The 15,207-nt window shown below is 61.9% G+C and carries 15 protein-coding genes and 2 tRNA genes; 2 read left to right on the plus strand and 15 right to left on the minus strand.

The genetic code is table 11. From position 1 onward, the window contains the following. Window positions 1–33 precede the first annotated feature (33 nt). The 15 genes from nuoG to tet(30) all read right to left on the minus strand — a co-directional run bounded on the left by nuoG (window position 34) and on the right by tet(30) (window position 14,072). Window positions 34–2,136 carry an NADH-quinone oxidoreductase subunit NuoG gene (nuoG, locus tag JI749_RS11925; protein WP_201654009.1) on the minus strand — a complete coding sequence of 701 codons (2,103 nt, stop codon included), beginning with the start codon at window positions 2,134–2,136 and terminating at the stop codon, window positions 34–36. Window positions 2,137–2,140: 4 nt separating this feature from the next. Further along, window positions 2,141–3,448, minus strand: a complete 1,308-nt coding sequence (gene nuoF / locus JI749_RS11930; protein WP_201654012.1) for an NADH-quinone oxidoreductase subunit NuoF — start codon at window positions 3,446–3,448, stop codon at window positions 2,141–2,143. An 11-nt stretch (window positions 3,449–3,459) separates the two neighbouring features. After that, on the minus strand, window positions 3,460–4,803 hold the full coding sequence (gene nuoE / locus JI749_RS11935; RefSeq protein WP_201654015.1) for an NADH-quinone oxidoreductase subunit NuoE: 1,344 nt from the start codon (window positions 4,801–4,803) through the stop codon (window positions 3,460–3,462). Further along, window positions 4,803–5,996, minus strand: coding sequence for an NADH-quinone oxidoreductase subunit D (locus tag JI749_RS11940; RefSeq protein WP_201654018.1), 1,194 nt, complete (start codon window positions 5,994–5,996; stop codon window positions 4,803–4,805). Before JI749_RS11940 ends, nuoE begins: the two co-directional genes overlap by 1 nt. Then, the gene (locus JI749_RS11945) at window positions 5,993–6,610 is read right to left on the minus strand and encodes an NADH-quinone oxidoreductase subunit C (RefSeq protein ID WP_211200657.1); all 618 of its coding nucleotides are present in this window, start codon (window positions 6,608–6,610) and stop codon (window positions 5,993–5,995) included. The genes JI749_RS11940 and JI749_RS11945 overlap by 4 nt, the downstream gene beginning before the upstream one ends. An 11-nt stretch (window positions 6,611–6,621) precedes the next feature. Beyond that, entirely contained in the window at window positions 6,622–7,203 is a 582-nt protein-coding gene (locus tag JI749_RS11950) for a NuoB/complex I 20 kDa subunit family protein (protein WP_201654021.1), read from the minus strand. After that, window positions 7,194–7,559 carry an NADH-quinone oxidoreductase subunit A gene (locus JI749_RS11955; RefSeq protein ID WP_201654024.1) on the minus strand — a complete coding sequence of 122 codons (366 nt, stop codon included), beginning with the start codon at window positions 7,557–7,559 and terminating at the stop codon, window positions 7,194–7,196. Before JI749_RS11955 ends, JI749_RS11950 begins: the two co-directional genes overlap by 10 nt. Window positions 7,560–7,927: 368 nt before the next feature. After that, window positions 7,928–8,500, minus strand: a complete 573-nt coding sequence (locus JI749_RS11960; protein ID WP_201654027.1) for an outer membrane protein — start codon at window positions 8,498–8,500, stop codon at window positions 7,928–7,930. Between the two features lie 300 nt (window positions 8,501–8,800). After that, window positions 8,801–9,352, minus strand: a complete 552-nt coding sequence (locus tag JI749_RS11965) for an outer membrane protein (protein ID WP_201654030.1) — start codon at window positions 9,350–9,352, stop codon at window positions 8,801–8,803. 227 nt (window positions 9,353–9,579) lie between these two features. Continuing rightward, window positions 9,580–10,305, minus strand: a complete 726-nt coding sequence (gene msrA, locus JI749_RS11970) for a peptide-methionine (S)-S-oxide reductase MsrA (RefSeq protein WP_201654033.1) — start codon at window positions 10,303–10,305, stop codon at window positions 9,580–9,582. Window positions 10,306–10,454: 149 nt separating this feature from the next. After that, window positions 10,455–10,531 (minus strand) — tRNA-Asp (locus tag JI749_RS11975). 253 nt (window positions 10,532–10,784) lie between these two features. Next, window positions 10,785–10,860, minus strand: a tRNA-Val gene (locus JI749_RS11980). 151 nt (window positions 10,861–11,011) lie between these two features. Continuing rightward, window positions 11,012–11,284, minus strand: coding sequence for an HU family DNA-binding protein (locus JI749_RS11985; RefSeq protein WP_056234092.1), 273 nt, complete (start codon window positions 11,282–11,284; stop codon window positions 11,012–11,014). A gap of 206 nt (window positions 11,285–11,490) precedes the next feature. After that, entirely contained in the window at window positions 11,491–12,690 is a 1,200-nt protein-coding gene (locus JI749_RS11990; protein ID WP_201654036.1) for a TCR/Tet family MFS transporter, read from the minus strand. 197 nt (window positions 12,691–12,887) lie between these two features. Then, window positions 12,888–14,072, minus strand: a complete 1,185-nt coding sequence (tet(30), locus tag JI749_RS11995; RefSeq protein ID WP_201654039.1) for a tetracycline efflux MFS transporter Tet(30) — start codon at window positions 14,070–14,072, stop codon at window positions 12,888–12,890. 89 nt (window positions 14,073–14,161) lie between these two features. On the opposite strand from tet(30), the gene JI749_RS12000 reads away from it, so the two are divergent. Both JI749_RS12000 and JI749_RS12005 read left to right on the plus strand, forming a co-directional pair. Further along, window positions 14,162–14,800, plus strand: a complete 639-nt coding sequence (locus tag JI749_RS12000) for a TetR/AcrR family transcriptional regulator C-terminal domain-containing protein (protein WP_201654042.1) — start codon at window positions 14,162–14,164, stop codon at window positions 14,798–14,800. Window positions 14,801–14,927: 127 nt separating this feature from the next. After that, entirely contained in the window at window positions 14,928–15,185 is a 258-nt protein-coding gene (locus tag JI749_RS12005) for a GlsB/YeaQ/YmgE family stress response membrane protein (protein WP_201654045.1), read from the plus strand. The last annotated feature ends 22 nt before the right edge of the window (window positions 15,186–15,207 follow it).

A 15,207-nucleotide genomic window follows, 5' to 3' on the forward strand; every position in this document is an offset into this window, starting at 1 on the left:
GAGGGCGGAGAGAATAAAGTCCATTGTTCTCCCCTACTCCGCGGCCTGGCGCAGGCCAGCGGCCGTGGCGGCACACTCGCCCATCACGGCCGAAGCGCGCGCGATCGGATTGCTGAGATAGAAGTCGGCGACGGCCGAGCCAAAGGGCGCCGACTTGGTCTTGATTGCAGCTTTGGCGAGCTTGGCCACGTCAGCCACCGAACCGGCGGCGATCTGGTCGATGCGAGCCAGATGCGGGAATTCGGCATAGATGGCAGCGCGGAGCTGTTGCAGCGAATTGAACGGCAGCGGCCTGCCCATGGCGCCCGAAAGTGCCCGGATGATGGCCCAATCTTCCTTGGCGTCACCCGGCGGGAACACGGCGCGGTTGGTCACCTGGACGCGGCCCTCTGTGTTGACATAGGTGCCGGACTTTTCGGTATAGGTCGCGCCCGGCAGGATGACATCGGCGCGGTGCGCACCGGCATCGCCATGCGAGCCGATATAGACCACGAATGCCTTGCCCATGGCCGAGGTGTCGTATTCGTCGGCGCCAAGCAGGAACAGCGTGTCGAGCTCGCCCTTGCCAGCCAGTGCAATCTGGTCGGCCGAGCAGACGCCGCCGTCATGCGGGACGAAGCCGATATCAATGCCGCCAACGCGGCTGGCGGCATTGTGCAGCAGTGCAAAGCCATTCCAGCCTTCGGCAACATTGGTGCCTGTTGCCAGCTTGGATGCCAGGGCGATCACGTCGCGGCCGACCTGCTTGCCGAGTTGGGCATGCGAGACGGCGCCTTCGCCGACGATGATCAGCGGGTTCTTGGCATTGGCCAGGATTTCGCCGAACGAGCCCTTGCCGGCAGCGAGATCAGCCAGAGACTCGAAGCCCTCGCCGAGGTAGCTGTAGGTGTAAGTCAGGTCAGCCTGCTCGCCGATCACTGCGATCGGCAGGCCCTTGGCGCGCCAAGTCTTGCGGATGCGCGCATTGATCAGCGACGCTTCCTTGCGCGGATTGGCGCCGATGATGACAATGGCGTCGGCCTGCTCGATCCCGGCAATGGTGGGATTGAACAGGTAGGCCGAGCGCGGCATGGACGGATCGATGCCAGACATGGCCGGGCGGACGTCGGTCATGCCCGAGCCGATCGAAGCCAGCAGCGCCTTGAGCGCATACATTTCTTCGACAGCGGCCAGGTCACCGGCAATGGCGCCGACCTTGTTGCCCGCCTTCTTGAGGCGGGCGGCGACGGCGGCGAGCGCTTCGTCCCACGATGCAGGCTGCAGCTTGCCGGACTTGCGCACATAGGGGCGATCGAGCCGCTGGCTCTTGAGGCCATCCCAGATGAAGCGGGTCTTGTCGGAAATCCACTCTTCGTTGATCGCCTCGTTGATGCGCGGCAGGATGCGCATCACTTCGCGGCCACGGCTGTCGACGCGGATGTTGGAGCCGACGGCGTCCATTACGTCGATGGATTCGGTCTTCACCAGTTCCCACGGGCGGGCGTTGAAGGCGTAGGGCTTGCTGGTCAGCGCGCCGACCGGGCAGAGGTCGATGACGTTGCCTTGCAGCTCGCTCGAGAGTGCCTGCTCGAGATAGGTGGTGATCTCGGCGTCTTCGCCGCGACCCAGCAGGCCCATTTCGGCAATGCCGGCCACTTCGGTGGTGAAGCGGACGCAACGCGTGCAGTGGATGCAGCGGTTCATCGAGGTCTTGACCAAGGGGCCAATATACTTGTCCTCGACGGCGCGCTTGTTCTCGGCGAAGCGGTTCTTGTCCACGCCATAGGCCATGGCCTGGTCCTGCAGGTCGCATTCACCGCCCTGGTCGCAGATCGGGCAATCCAGCGGGTGATTGATCAGCAGGAATTCCATCACGCCTTCGCGGGCCTTCTTGACCATCGGCGTGTTGGTGAACATTTCGGGCGGTTCGCCATTGGGGCCGGGACGCAGATCCTTGACGGCCATGGCGCAGGAGGCCTGCGGCTTGGGCGGACCACCCTTCACCTCGACCAGGCACATGCGGCAATTGCCGGCCACCGACAGGCGCTCATGGTAGCAGAAGCGCGGGATTTCCGCGCCGGCTGCTTCGGCGGCCTGCATCAGCGTGTAGTAATCAGGAACTTCGACGAGCTGGCCGTCGACCTTGATGGAAGCCATTGCCCTACTCCGCAGCGATCGACGGCACGGCGCCGTCGCTGGTGGACGAATATGTATACTGGTCGATCCGCTCTTCGATCACGTGACGGAAGTTGCGGATTAGGCCTTGGATCGGCCATGCGGCGGCGTCGCCGAGGGCGCAGATGGTGTGGCCTTCGATCTGCTTGGTCACTTCGAACAACATGTCGATTTCGCGCTTCTGGGCGCGGCCTTCGACCATGCGCTCCATGACGCGCATCATCCAGCCGGTGCCTTCGCGGCACGGCGTGCACTGGCCGCAGCTCTCATGCTTGTAGAAAGCCGAGAGGCGCCAGATGGCTTTGATGATGTCGGTCTGCTTGTCCATGACGATCACGGCAGCAGTGCCGAGGGACGAGCCGACTTCGCGCAGGCCGTCGAAGTCCATGACGGCATTGCGGATTTTGTGGCCGGGCACACAGGGAACCGAGGCGCCGCCGGGGATTACGGCGAGCAGGTTGTCCCAGCCGCCGCGAATGCCACCGCAGTGCTTTTCGATGATCTCTTCGAAAGTGACGCCCATGGCCTCTTCGAACGTCGCCGGCTTGTTCACATGGCCAGACACGCACATCAGCTTGGTGCCGGTATTGTTGGCACGACCAATCGAGGCGAACCAGGCGCCCGAGCGGCGCAGGATTTCCGGGACGACGGCAATCGACTCGACATTGTTCACGGTCGTCGGGTTGCCATATACGCCCATGCCGGCCGGGAATGGCGGCTTGAGGCGCGGCTGGCCCTTCTTACCTTCCAGCGACTCCATCAGGGCAGTTTCCTCGCCGCAGATGTAGGCGCCGGCGCCGTGATGGACGATGATATCAAGGTCCCAGCCGTGGATATTGTCCTTGCCGATCAGCTTGGCTTCATAGGCCTGCTCGACGGCAGCCTCGAGGCGTTGGCGCTCACGGATGAACTCGCCACGAACGTAGATGAACGCGAGATGCGCATCCATGGCGCGGGCAGCAAGCAGGCAGCCTTCCACCAGATGGTGCGGATCATGCCGCAAGATATCTCGGTCCTTGCATGTGCCGGGCTCGGACTCGTCGGCATTGACCAGCAGGTAGTGCGGACGGCCGTCATTGACCTTGGGCATGAAGGTCCACTTGAGCGCGGTCGGGAAACCGGCGCCGCCACGGCCACGCAGGCCAGACGCCTTGACCTCGTTGGTGATCCAGTCGCGCCCGGCGTCGATGAACTCCTTGGTGCCCACCCAGGCGCCGCGCGAACGCGCGCCCTCGAGCGTCCAGTCGCCCTGGCCGTAGAGATTGGTGAAAATGCGATCCTTGTCAGCGAGCACTCTTCACACTCCTAACGCGGCTTCTTGCCGAAGACGCGGATGTATTCTGCCTCGCCGCCACGGGCGAGAACCTCGGCCTGGGCCAGCCAGTTGTCGCGGGCGACGCGGCCGGCAAAGTTCAGCGAGCCTTCGACCTGGGCGATCTGTTCGGGCGTCAGAGCCGCAACCTGGCTCCACTTTGTGATGCCGAGGGCATTCAGGCGGCCCTCAAGCACCGGGCCCACGCCCGATATCAGCTTGAGGTCGTCTGGGGCACCGGCGGGAGCAACAAAGAGCGGCGTGCTGCCACCCTTTTCGGCGACCGGATTAACCTCTGCCGGATTAGCCTTGGGGGCGATGATCGTGCGGCTCTTCTTTACCGACGCACTAGTGCCGTCGGCTGCCGGTGCCTTGGCGGAAGCCTTGCCTGGCGCCTTGCCGCCGTCGATCTTGGCGGCGTCTGACTCAGCGCCTGTAGCATCCTCGCGCATGGCCGCATTCGGCTTGCCATTGGCCTTAGCGGCCGCATTGGCTGCTTTGCGCTCGCCCTCGGCCTGCGCCTGGGAAACCTTGGCTTCGGCAGGCGTCCCCTTGATGGCGGGTGCCGATTCCTCGGTCACGTTGCGCGGCTTGGCTGCCGAAGTCGCCGCCTGAGGCGCAACTGGAGCCGCGGGGGCAGCAGGCGCGGCAGGCGCGGCAGCTGGAGCCGCAGGTGCAGCATCGGCCGGTGGGGCTGGCGGAATGAACTTTTCACGGGTCGCCTTGGGCGCCTCGAGCAGCGTCGTGCGGCCGCCCTCGGATGAAGAGTGCAGCCGATCGATCTGCGGACCGGGCTTGATGCTCGCGCCGTTTCCAGCGGCGAAGGCATCAACGATTTCCTCGAAGCGCTCGGGCGTCAGATCTTCATACGTGTCATGGTAGATCGTGACCATCGGTGCGTTGACGCAGGCGCCCGCGCATTCGACCTCTTCCCAGCTCATCGTGCCATCGGCGTTGAGATGGTGCGGATCGTGGTGGATTTTGCTCTTGCAGATGTCGATCAGCTTCTCGGCGCCGCGCAACTGGCAGGGCGTGGTGCCGCAGACCTGGATATGGGCGCGCGAGCCAACCGGCTGCAGCTGGAACTGGGTGTAGAAGGTCGCGACTTCCAGCACACGGATATAGGCCATGCCAAGCATGTCGGCGATCGTTTCGATCGTGGCGCGGCTGACCCAGCCGTCCTGATCCTGGGCGCGCATGAGCAACGGGATGACGGCAGACTGCTGACGGCCGGCCGGGTAGAGCCCGATCTTCCATTCCGCCCATTTGGCGTTTTCAGCACTAAACGCGAACGCGGCCGGTTGAACCGACTCATCCGCAAGGCGACGCGCAACCATCAGCGATCAACCTCTCCGAACACGATATCGAGCGAGCCAAGAATGGCCGAGACGTCGGCCAGCATGTGGCCGCGGCACAGGAAATCCATGGCCGACAAGTGCGCAAAACCCGGCGCGCGGATCTTGCAGCGATAAGGCTTGTTGGTGCCGTCGCTGACCAGGTACACGCCAAACTCGCCCTTGGGGGCTTCCACGGCCGCGTATACCTCGCCGGCGGGAACCTTGTAGCCTTCGGTATAGAGCTTGAAGTGATGGATCAGCGCTTCCATCGACTTCTTCATTTCCCCGCGCTTGGGCGGCACGACCTTGCCGTCGAGCGAGGACACCGGGCCCTTGCCGTCGGCGGCGTTCAGCTTGGCCACGCATTGCTGCATGATGTACGTGGACTGCTTCATCTCTTCCATGCGGATGAGATAGCGGTCGTAGCAGTCGCCGTTCTTGCCGATCGGGATATCGAAATCCATCTCGGCATAGCATTCATAGGGCTGCGCCTTGCGGAGGTCCCAAGCGGCGCCCGAGCCGCGGACCATCACGCCCGAAAAGCCCATGTTCCAGGCGTCTTCGAGCTTCACCAAGCCGATGTCGACATTGCGCTGCTTGAAAATGCGGTTCTCGGTCAGGAGCGTATCCAGATCGACCAGGAACTTGAGGAACTCGCCGCAAAAGGATTCGATATCGTCGATCAGCGCCTGCGGCAGGTCCTGGTGGACGCCGCCGGGACGGAAATAGGCGGCATGCATGCGCGCGCCGGAAGCACGCTCATAGAAAATCATGAGCTTTTCGCGCCACTCGAAGCCCCAGACCGGCGGCGTCAGCGCGCCCACGTCCATGGCCTGAGTGGTGACGTTCATCAGATGCGCCAGGAGGCGACCGATTTCGGAATACAGCACGCGGATGAGCTGGCCGCGGCGGGGCACTTCAAGGCCCAACAGCTTCTCCACGGCCAGGGCAAACGCATGCTCCTGGTTCATGGGCGCCACATAGTCGAGGCGATCGAAATACGGGACGGCCTGCAGGTACGTCTTCGATTCGATCAGCTTCTCCGTGCCGCGGTGCAGCAGGCCGATATGCGGGTCTACGCGTTCGACAATCTCGCCGTCGAGCTCGAGAATCAGGCGCAGCACGCCGTGGGCCGATGGGTGCACCGGCCCGAAATTGATGGTGAAGTTTCTGACTTCGGCTTCAACGGTCATTGCTTGGCCTTCTCGTCACCGGGCAGCACGTAGTCCGTCCCTTCCCAAGGCGACAAATAGTCGAACGAACGGTATTCCTGCATCAGCTTGACGGGCTCATAGACCACGCGCTTGCGGGTCTCGTCGTAGCGCACTTCCACAAAACCCGTGGTTGGGAAATCCTTGCGCAGCGGGTGCCCGTCAAAACCGTAGTCGGTCAGGATGCGGCGTAGATCGCCATGGCCCGAAAACAGGATTCCATAGAGATCATAGGCCTCACGCTCGAACCATTCGGCGCCCTTGAAGACGCCGGTGATGCTGGGAACGGGCGTCACGTCGTCCGTCATGACCTTCACCCGGACACGCTGGTTCAGGTATGGGCTCATGAAATGGTAGACGACGTCGAAGCGCTCGTCCCTGGCAGGATAGTCGGCACCGCAGATATCGACAAAGCTGACGAAACGGCAGCGCGGATCGTCACGCAGGAAAGTGGCGATCGCCACGATTGCGTCTTTTTCCGCATTCAGGGTCAGTTCGCCGAAAGCGACTTCCTGGGAGACAATCGCCGAGCCGAGGGCACGAGTGATGTGCTCGCCAAGGTCCATGAGCGGATCGACCTGGGTTACTTCATCCATTCTGGCTGACCCTAGCGTTCAATGGTGCCGGTGCGGCGAATTTTCTTTTGCAGCAACAGGATGCCGTAAAGAAGCGCTTCGGCGGTGGGCGGACAGCCCGGAACATAGATATCCACCGGCAAGACGCGATCGCAGCCGCGCACCACCGAGTAAGAATAGTGGTAGTAGCCCCCGCCATTGGCGCAGCTGCCCATCGAGATGACATAGCGCGGCTCGGGCATCTGGTCGTAGACCTTGCGAAGCGCGGGCGCCATCTTGTTGGTCAGCGTACCGGCAACAATCAGCACGTCGGACTGGCGCGGCGAAGCACGCGGTGCGGTACCGAAGCGCTCGATGTCATAGCGCGGCATCGACATCTGCATCATCTCGACCGCGCAGCAGGCCAAACCCGTCTGCATCCACATCAGTGAGCCGGTGCGGGCCCAGGTGACCAGCTGGGAAACCGTCGAAACAAGGAAGCCCTTGTCGGCCAGCTCGTCGGTGACGTCAGTGAAGAACGGGTCGGTTGCACCAGCGGGCTTGTTGGTCCGCGGATCGATGAGGCCGGTGGGGCGTGGAGCGATCAGCGTTCCGTTCTGTTCGCTCAATCCCATTCCAGGGCCCCTTTCCGCCATTCATAGATAAAGCCGACGGTCAAAACGCCGAGAAAGATCATCATCGACCAGAAGCCGAACCAACCGACTTCTCTGAACACCACGGCCCACGGGAAGAGGAACGCGACTTCCAGGTCGAAGATGATGAAGAGAATCGAGACCAGGTAGAATCGGACGTCGAACTTCATGCGCGCGTCGTCAAAAGCCTCAAAGCCGGCTTCGAATGCCGAGACCTTCTCCGGATCGGGGTTCTTGACCGCGACGATGAAGGGGGCAACCAGCAAAGCCAGGCCAATTAGGCCGGCAACGGCGAGAAAGATGACAATGGGCAGATAGTCGCTGAGCAAATCAGTCATGCGGCAGCCTGTTTCTATTCCGGCCGGGCGACCGGGTGCGAGGGTTGCGCAGGCAATTGGGGCGAGCGAACCAACGCAAACGTTGATGGCTTGGGCTTAGACCTTTGCCTATCCGGTTTCAAGGGAAAGAAAATATGACTAGAATAATCATATAACCAGTTGGCTTAAGCCTGCAACAATGGCCCTGTCAGCTCCGCCGTGGGGGTACGGCGTACTCGTCTGACGGCTGATTTTGGAACGTCACCCAGCTGCGCTCTGCAAGGCGAAAGCCCAAAAGCAAAACGGCGAACCGCAGGTGCGGTTCGCCGAATTGGGTTCGCAAGACGCTAGGTCGAGAGGGCGGGAACCGCCCTGCCCGATTGCAAAACTTAGAAGTGGTAGAACACGCCGACGGTTGCCTTGGCGCCTTCGAAGAAGGAGTCAGCAGCACCGTCGAAGTCGCCCTGGCCAACCAGTTCACCGCGAACGGTGACCGAGTCGGTAACGGCGAGTTCAACACCACCACCGAGCTGGTACACGCCCTGCGAGAAGCCGGTACGGTTGTTGGTGCCAACACCGCCGATCGCGTAGACGAGGACCGAGTCGGTCACAACGGCACCAGCACGCAGGTTGGCGAAGAATTCGCCGGTGCTGAACGCGTTGTTCCAGATGTAGTCGCCGGTGACTTCAGCGCCGATCAGGAAGGGATCGACGGGGATGAAGTTCACGCCAACGGCAGCGCCGAGAACGCCCGAGGTCGAGTTGACCGGGTAGCCGGCATAGGTGGTGGAGCCAACGAACTGGCCGCCGGCGCGCACGCCGACATAGAGACCTTCCCAGTCGAAACCAGCAGCTTCATAGATCGGCTGCGGGGTGGTCGGGATGATCAGGTCGGCGGCGTGAGCGCCACCAGCGAGCAGCGCGGCAGCAGCCACACCGAGAGAAAGCGAACGTACAAACATATCTTGCACTCCCATAGAGTTAACCGTAGTCGACCGACTAGATGCATCAGGCTAACGCGCGTGACAAGCCTTTGGTCGCTGAATTTGGGCAACGCGGATAACGCCAAATGACCATTTCGGGGCAGGTGTTGCGCCGATGCCGCGCAATTGGCCCAATTTGAGACAAATTTGAACGATCGGCCGCGCAGACGGGGCAACGAGGTGTCGCAATCTGGCCATGAGTGAGTCTCGCCGTCAAGCATGCAAACAAAAACGGCCTCGCCGAAGCGAAGCCGTCGAAACCTCATCGAGTGAGTCGGCCTAGAAGTGAAAGTTGGCGCCGACCGTGAACTGATCCTTGGCATTGGTTCCGCCGTTGAGTGGGAAACCATGCAGGTATTGCGCTTCCACCGTGATGCTGTCGTTGACAGCAAGTTCGATGCCCCCACCCAGGAGCGCATCCTGTTCATCAGGCGGACCGAGGTCGATACCATAGCCGCCTGCTGCGTAGACAAGGACATCGTCGCTGACGACCAGACCGGCTCGACCCAGGATTTGGCCGTAGCTGGTGTTGCCTGCTGCGCCCCCGGTCAACCCATGCACGGCCACTTCGGCCCCAAGAAGATAGAAGTCAAACTGCGCGTTTACGCCGGCCTGAATGCCCAGGCCATATTGCGTGCCGCTGGTGGCGCCGTTTTGCGCCCCGCCATAGACGCCGGCATAAAAGCCGCTCCAGTCGAAACCGGGTTCCTCATAAACCGGCATTTCCGCCGGTGTGCTGGTCGGAACCGTAATCAGGTCTGCGGCATTGGCGGTCCCAATCGAAAGGGTGGTGGCGAGCGCCGCAAACGCCATCTTGTTGAACAAGCTCATCGCTGTCCTCCTTGCTTGGACCGTCGGCTCATGAACGCAGCGCGATAGTGCCGGTTCCGCCTTGGGTCATGGGCCATCCCGGACGTGCGACCCGTCTATTCCGGGTTCGGGATCAGCCGACAGGAACAGTTCTGCGAGATTGGAGGGGCAAAAACTCGCCCCTCAGGCGGCTAAAATACGGCAGTCGCTGGCCGTTGCGGATAGGCCACAGGCCATCGCGGCCTGCTCTAGAGGGTGCCAACCAGGACAGGCTCCTCACGGTACGCGTCCGGGAAGAGCTGCTTGAGAGCGGCAATCTTCGGCAAGTCGTGGAAGACGATATAGGGCCAGGTGGGGTTCAGCGTCAGGAAGTCCTGGTGATACTGCTCGGCCGGGTAGAAAGCCTCGAGCGGCTCTATGGTCGTCACGATCGGACCTTCGAACAGGCCTGTTTCATCGAGCTGTGCGATGTAGGCACGTGCGGTTTCGGCCTGCTCTTCCGTCGCCGGGAAGATGGTCGAGCGGTACTGCGTGCCGTGGTCGGGCCCCTGGTAGTTCAATTGCGTCGGATTGTGCGCCACAGAGAAATAGACCTGCAGCAGATCGCCGTAGGTCACCACCGAAGGATCATAGGTCACTTCCACGGACTCGGCATGTCCCGTGGTTCCGGACCCGGTCTGCTCATAGGTCGCCGTTTCGGCGCTGCCGCCTGAATAGCCCGACACCGCGCGGGTGACGCCTTTGACATGCTGGAACACGCCCTGCACGCCCCAGAAACAGCCGCCGGCAAATACGGCGGTGGCCGACGTGCCGGTTTCCACCAGGTCAACCGCTGGAGGCGGAATTTCGACCGGGGCCTCCTGAGCGGCTGCTGGCTGATTCCACAAAACGGATAGGAGTGCGGGGAGGATGAGCAAGGCGACGAGCAGAGAGCGGCGGCCGGCAAAAGAGGTGGAGAGGGCAGAACTGGGCATTTGCAAAGCCTTGGTTGGAGCGATCTGCGGGTCAGTTCGTCCAATATGAGCGCATGGTTACATCAGATCAGCCGGTTCACGGCGAAATGAAGCCACTAAGCTGAAGCTGTCAGGATTGTTCTGAGAACGCGCAAACCCTGCGAAAAGGGTGGCGCGAGAGACGGGGCTCGAACCCGCGACCTCCGGCGTGACAGGCCGGCGCTCTAACCAACTGAGCTACTCCCGCAGCGCTTGCAAACAAGTCGTTCGCGCAACGTGGCGTCCGTTTACCGACCACCCATGGTCAAGTCAAGCGAGCAAATCCGGAATGATGCGACATTTTCAAGAACGCCATCGTCGACTGTGGAAAAGTCACGCCCCTACAATCGATAGCAAGAGTTTCTTGATGTGGCACCAGAGAACCAGGCCCTGCGCTACGAGGAGTCGCAGACCCCAACAATTGGCCGGCATTGCAAGGGTCCGGATTTGACTTGCGTGAATGGTGGGCGATGACGGGCTCGAACCGCCGACATCTTCGGTGTAAACGAAGCGCTCTACCAACTGAGCTAATCGCCCCCGGGATCAGACGATCCGAAGCAAGGTGGCCCTGATTAGGGCCCCTGCCCTCCAGCGTCAACCGACAAAAAAGAAATGGCCCCGGCGCGAGGCGCTCGGGGCCGATCAGCATGCCGATCTTGGGTACGCAAACTGCGCCCCGATAGCGGTCTTAGTTGATCGCGTCCTTCAGGCCCTTGCCGGGCTTGAACTTGGCCTGGTTCGAGGCCGGGATCTTGATCTCGGCGCCGGTGGCCGGGTTACGGCCGGTCGAAGCCTTGCGCTGCGACACGGCAAAGGTGCCGAAACCAACGAGACGGACTTCTTCACCGGACTTCAGCGAGCCGGTGATTGCCTCGAACACTGCGTCCACCGCTTCAGCGGCCTGTGCCTTGGTGATCGTCGCCTTGTCGGCGACGACGCCAACCAGATCGTTCTTGTTCATAGCGTTTCCTCACAGTGAATTGCCCGCCCCGCTGGCGAACCTTTAAATGCGGCAACCCTTGGTCGATTCTGCGCGAAAGGCAAGGATTTCCGGGGTTTTTGCGAGGCCGGACGGTGCAACGCTGTTAATGGACCGGAAAAATTGCCCCGACAAGTCCGGTTTGGAGATTTTTCCTGGATTTCCGGGCTTTCCTGTGGGTTTTGCGCCTATTCTCCCGCGACAGCGGCCGGCGTTGCGCCCCGTCTGATGCCCAGCATCAGGGGTAGTGCCAATAGGTAGATTCCGGCCCCGACAATCCAGATCAGGCCCGGCCAGGTGTCGCTCACCGCGAAATACATGAAGCTGAAGAATACGGGCCCGAAGATCGAGGCGAGGCTGACCAGGCTCGCCAGAACGCCCTGAAGTTGGCCCTGTTTGTCGCCATCCACCTGCTGGGTGGTGACCGATTGCAGCGCCGGCATGCCGATACCGCCCAGGGCAAAGAGTGGCGCCAGCGCAAATAGGATCCAGCCCTGCGTCGCAAGGCCGACGATAATCAGGGCGGTCAATTCGCACGCCATGCCGACGATCAGCGCCCAGCGCTCGCCGAGTCTGGCGACGGCGGGTCCGGTGAGGAAAGCCTGTGCGCCGGCATGGAAAACGCCAAAGGCTCCGAGCGACAGGCCGATCATCAGTCCGTTCCACTGGAAGCTGTCTTCGCCGAACATGGCCCAGATGGTGCCGTACATGGTACCGACGAAATTCATGATGACGAAGATTGCCATCAGCGGAATCAGCGCCCTGAACGTGAGGGCCCATTTGAGGGGCTTGAACGGGTTGAGCGTGTCCCAGCTGAACCGGGCGCCACTTGTGCCCTTACGCGATTCTGGCAGCACGAAAAGCGCCAAGGCGAAATTGACGGCGTTGAGCAAGGCCGCCGCAATGAACGGCGCTCGTACCCAGAAATCGCCCAGCACGCCCCCGAGCACAGGCCCAATAATGAAGCCGATGCCGAACATGGCATGGAACAGGCCAAAGCGCCCCGCGCGCTCCCCTTCCGTGGAAATGTCGGTGATATAGGCCGTCGCCACGGCCATGTTGGCGCTGGTGATGCCTGAAATGGCGCGGCCCAGTACCAGCATCCACAGTTCGGGCGCGAAGGCCATGATCAGGTAGTCTATCGCGGCACCGGCCAGTGAGACCAGCAGCACCGGACGCCGGCCAAACCGGTCGCTCAGCACGCCCAGGATTGGCGAGAACAGAAACTGACAGGCCGAATAGAGCGCCAGCATGAGACCGAGTAGCGTAGCCACTTCGGAGATGTGCCCCACATCGCGCAGAAGAGCCGGTAGGATCGGAAAGATAAGGCCAATGCCGACCGCATCGAGGGTCACGGCGGCGAGAATGACGACGAGGGCCTTGTTCAAGGAGTGCTCCTGTTTCTTCAGCCATCAGCCGGTATGTGGAGGTAGGGCGTTCACGGACGCGTTACAAGGGACATGATCCGTCGTCGTGACAGCTGAGGCCGGCTGAGAGCCGCTATCAGCAGCTGAAAATCGCCAATAGAGTGTCTCCTTCCTAGGGACTCTGATGCGCCCGCAAGGTCATGGAACGCGTACGAGGCCTATGCCGCAAGTGGCTTGGGCTCGCGCACCGTGGCAAACAATGGTGTCGCCAGCAGATAGAGCCCTGCCCCGACGATCCAGGTCGTTCCGATCCAGATGTCGCGCGTCGAGAAGAATATGACGGTCGTGAGGACTGGCCCGACAATGCCAGCCAGGCTCATCAGGCTGGCCATCACTCCCTGCAGCTGACCCTGCTGCTCGTCGCTGACACGGCGGGTCAGTAGCGACTGTAGCGCCGGCATGGCGACGCCACCCAGGGCAAAGAGCGGAGCGATGGCGTATCCCATCCAGCTCTGGTCGGCGAAGGCCATCAGAATATAGGCCAAGGTGTCCATGCCGACGCCGATCATCAGCGTGCCCAGATCGCCAAAGCGGCGTGACAGCGGGCCGACCAGGAGTGCCTGGGCAAGCGCTCCGGAGATGCCGAACACCGCGAAGGACAGCCCCATATGCACGGAGTCCCACCCAAAGCGCGCGGCGCCATAGGGTACCCAGATGGTGCCGGGCACAGCCGCGACGAGCCCGAAGACAACTGAGACGGTGACCATGGGCAGCAGCGGCTTGAAGTTCCAAAGCCAGACCAGCGGGGCCAGCGGGTTGAACTCACTCAGATCGAATTTGCCGGCCCTGGCCTGGCGGCTTTCAGGCAGCACGAAAAGCGCGACACAGAGGTTGATGCCGTTAAAGAGAGAGGCCGCCAGGAAAGGGGAACGTAGCCACCAGGCGCCCATGATCCCGCCGATGACCGGGCCGATGATGAACCCGGTGCTCATGACGGCGCCGACCAGGCCAAAGCGCTGGGCGCGCTGCTCCGCTGGGGTAATATCGGTGATGTAGGCACTGGCGACAGCCATGTTGGCGCTGGTGATGCCGGCCATGGCGCGGCCGACCACGAGCACCCAGCCCAGGGGCGATAGCGCCATGACCAGATAGTCGAGCAAGGTGCCCGCCAGCGACAGCAGCAGCACGGGTCGGCGCCCAAAGCGGTCGCTGAGTGCTCCGAGTACGGGCGAGAAGACGAACTGCATGGCGGCGTAGCTGGCGAGCATCGCGCCGTAGAGCCAGCCGATGTCGCCGCCGGCGGTCAGTTCGGCGAGCAAGTCGGGCAGTATGGGAAAAATCAGGGCGCCGCCGATGGCGTCGATGGCGACAGTCGCCAGGATAACAATCAGGGCCTTGTTCATCGGGATCTCCAAGGGTAGCTTATCGGTGATAAAATCAATTTATCAGCGATAAGCGCCCTTATCGGCGATAAGTCAAGGGGGAATGTTGTATGGCCATTGATCGTGATCGAATCGTCGATGAGGCAATCCTGCTGCTCAATGAGGTCGGCATCGACAAGCTTTCGACGCGGAAGCTGGCGGAGCGGCTGGGTGTGCAGCAGCCGGCGCTGTATTGGCATTTCAAGAGCAAGTCGGCGCTGCTCGATGCGGTGAACAGCGAGATGCTGGCGCGATACCACACGCATCGCCTGCCTTCGCCCGGCGAAGACTGGGTTGAGTTCACCCTGGAGACGGCGCGGAGCATGCGGCGGACGCTGCTGACGGTGCGTGACGGCGCGCGGATTGCGGCCGGCACGCGGCCCTCGACGACGGATTTTGCCGATGCCGAGCGACAGTTGCGGCTCTACGTTGAAGCGGGGTTTTCAGCCGAGGAAGCGCTGCACATCTCAATTTCCGTGGCGCGCTATGTCGTCGGCTATGTGCTCGAGGAACAGGGCGAACGCGAGCGAATGGAAGAGGAAGAGGGCCTCGACGGCGGTATCGACACGGAGCTCGCCCCATTTCCTATCCTGGCCGAGGCATTCCGGTCGCTAGAGAAGGAAGGCAGCATCAATACCGAGGCCGCGTTCGAGCGAGGGCTGGGCTATATGGTGGACGGGATGGTGAAGAGTCAGGCGGCAAAAGGGTAGGACGCGGCTTTCTCGCCGGACCTCTGAAGGCGGACGACAAACCGATCGAGCATGATCCATGGGCCCGTGCGGAACGGGCGAGGTCGCCGAGCGTTGCTTTCGCACCAACCTCTATGGAGCGCGCATCATGGGTATTCTCTGGACAATCATCATCGGTTTCATCGCCGGCATCATCGCCAAGTTCATCATGCCTGGCAGCAACGAGCCTTCGGGCTTCATCATGACCACGATCCTGGGCATCGTCGGTGCTTTCGTGGCATCGTTTCTCGGCCAGGCGCTGGGCTGGTACGCACCGGGTGAAGGTGCTGGCCTGATCGGCGCGATCGTTGGCGCCATCATTGTCCTCGCCGTCTGGGGCATGATCGCCGGTCGTCGTCGCGTCTAGGCGAGGAGGCTTCGAAATTGGC

The organism is Devosia oryziradicis (genome assembly GCF_016698645.1).
GTDB classification, from domain to species: domain Bacteria; phylum Pseudomonadota; class Alphaproteobacteria; order Rhizobiales; family Devosiaceae; genus Devosia; species Devosia oryziradicis.

Bases quoted from the DNA above. Each gene is read 5' to 3' on its own strand.
- nuoG (WP_201654009.1), bottom strand. From the start codon at position 2,136: ATGGCTTCCATCAAGGTCGACGGCCAGCTCGTCGAAGTTCCTGATTAC.
- nuoE (WP_201654015.1), bottom strand. From the start codon at position 4,803: ATGGTTGCGCGTCGCCTTGCGGATGAGTCGGTTCAACCGGCCGCGTTC.
- JI749_RS11940 (WP_201654018.1), bottom strand. From the start codon at position 5,996: ATGACCGTTGAAGCCGAAGTCAGAAACTTCACCATCAATTTCGGGCCG.
- JI749_RS11945 (WP_211200657.1), bottom strand. From the start codon at position 6,610: ATGGATGAAGTAACCCAGGTCGATCCGCTCATGGACCTTGGCGAGCAC.
- JI749_RS11950 (WP_201654021.1), bottom strand. From the start codon at position 7,203: ATGGGATTGAGCGAACAGAACGGAACGCTGATCGCTCCACGCCCCACC.
- JI749_RS11955 (WP_201654024.1), bottom strand. From the start codon at position 7,559: ATGACTGATTTGCTCAGCGACTATCTGCCCATTGTCATCTTTCTCGCC.
- JI749_RS11960 (WP_201654027.1), bottom strand. From the start codon at position 8,500: ATGTTTGTACGTTCGCTTTCTCTCGGTGTGGCTGCTGCCGCGCTGCTC.
- JI749_RS11965 (WP_201654030.1), bottom strand. From the start codon at position 9,352: ATGAGCTTGTTCAACAAGATGGCGTTTGCGGCGCTCGCCACCACCCTT.
- msrA (WP_201654033.1), bottom strand. From the start codon at position 10,305: ATGCCCAGTTCTGCCCTCTCCACCTCTTTTGCCGGCCGCCGCTCTCTG.
- JI749_RS11985 (WP_056234092.1), bottom strand. From the start codon at position 11,284: ATGAACAAGAACGATCTGGTTGGCGTCGTCGCCGACAAGGCGACGATC.
- JI749_RS12000 (WP_201654042.1), top strand. From the start codon at position 14,162: ATGGCCATTGATCGTGATCGAATCGTCGATGAGGCAATCCTGCTGCTC.
- JI749_RS12005 (WP_201654045.1), top strand. From the start codon at position 14,928: ATGGGTATTCTCTGGACAATCATCATCGGTTTCATCGCCGGCATCATC.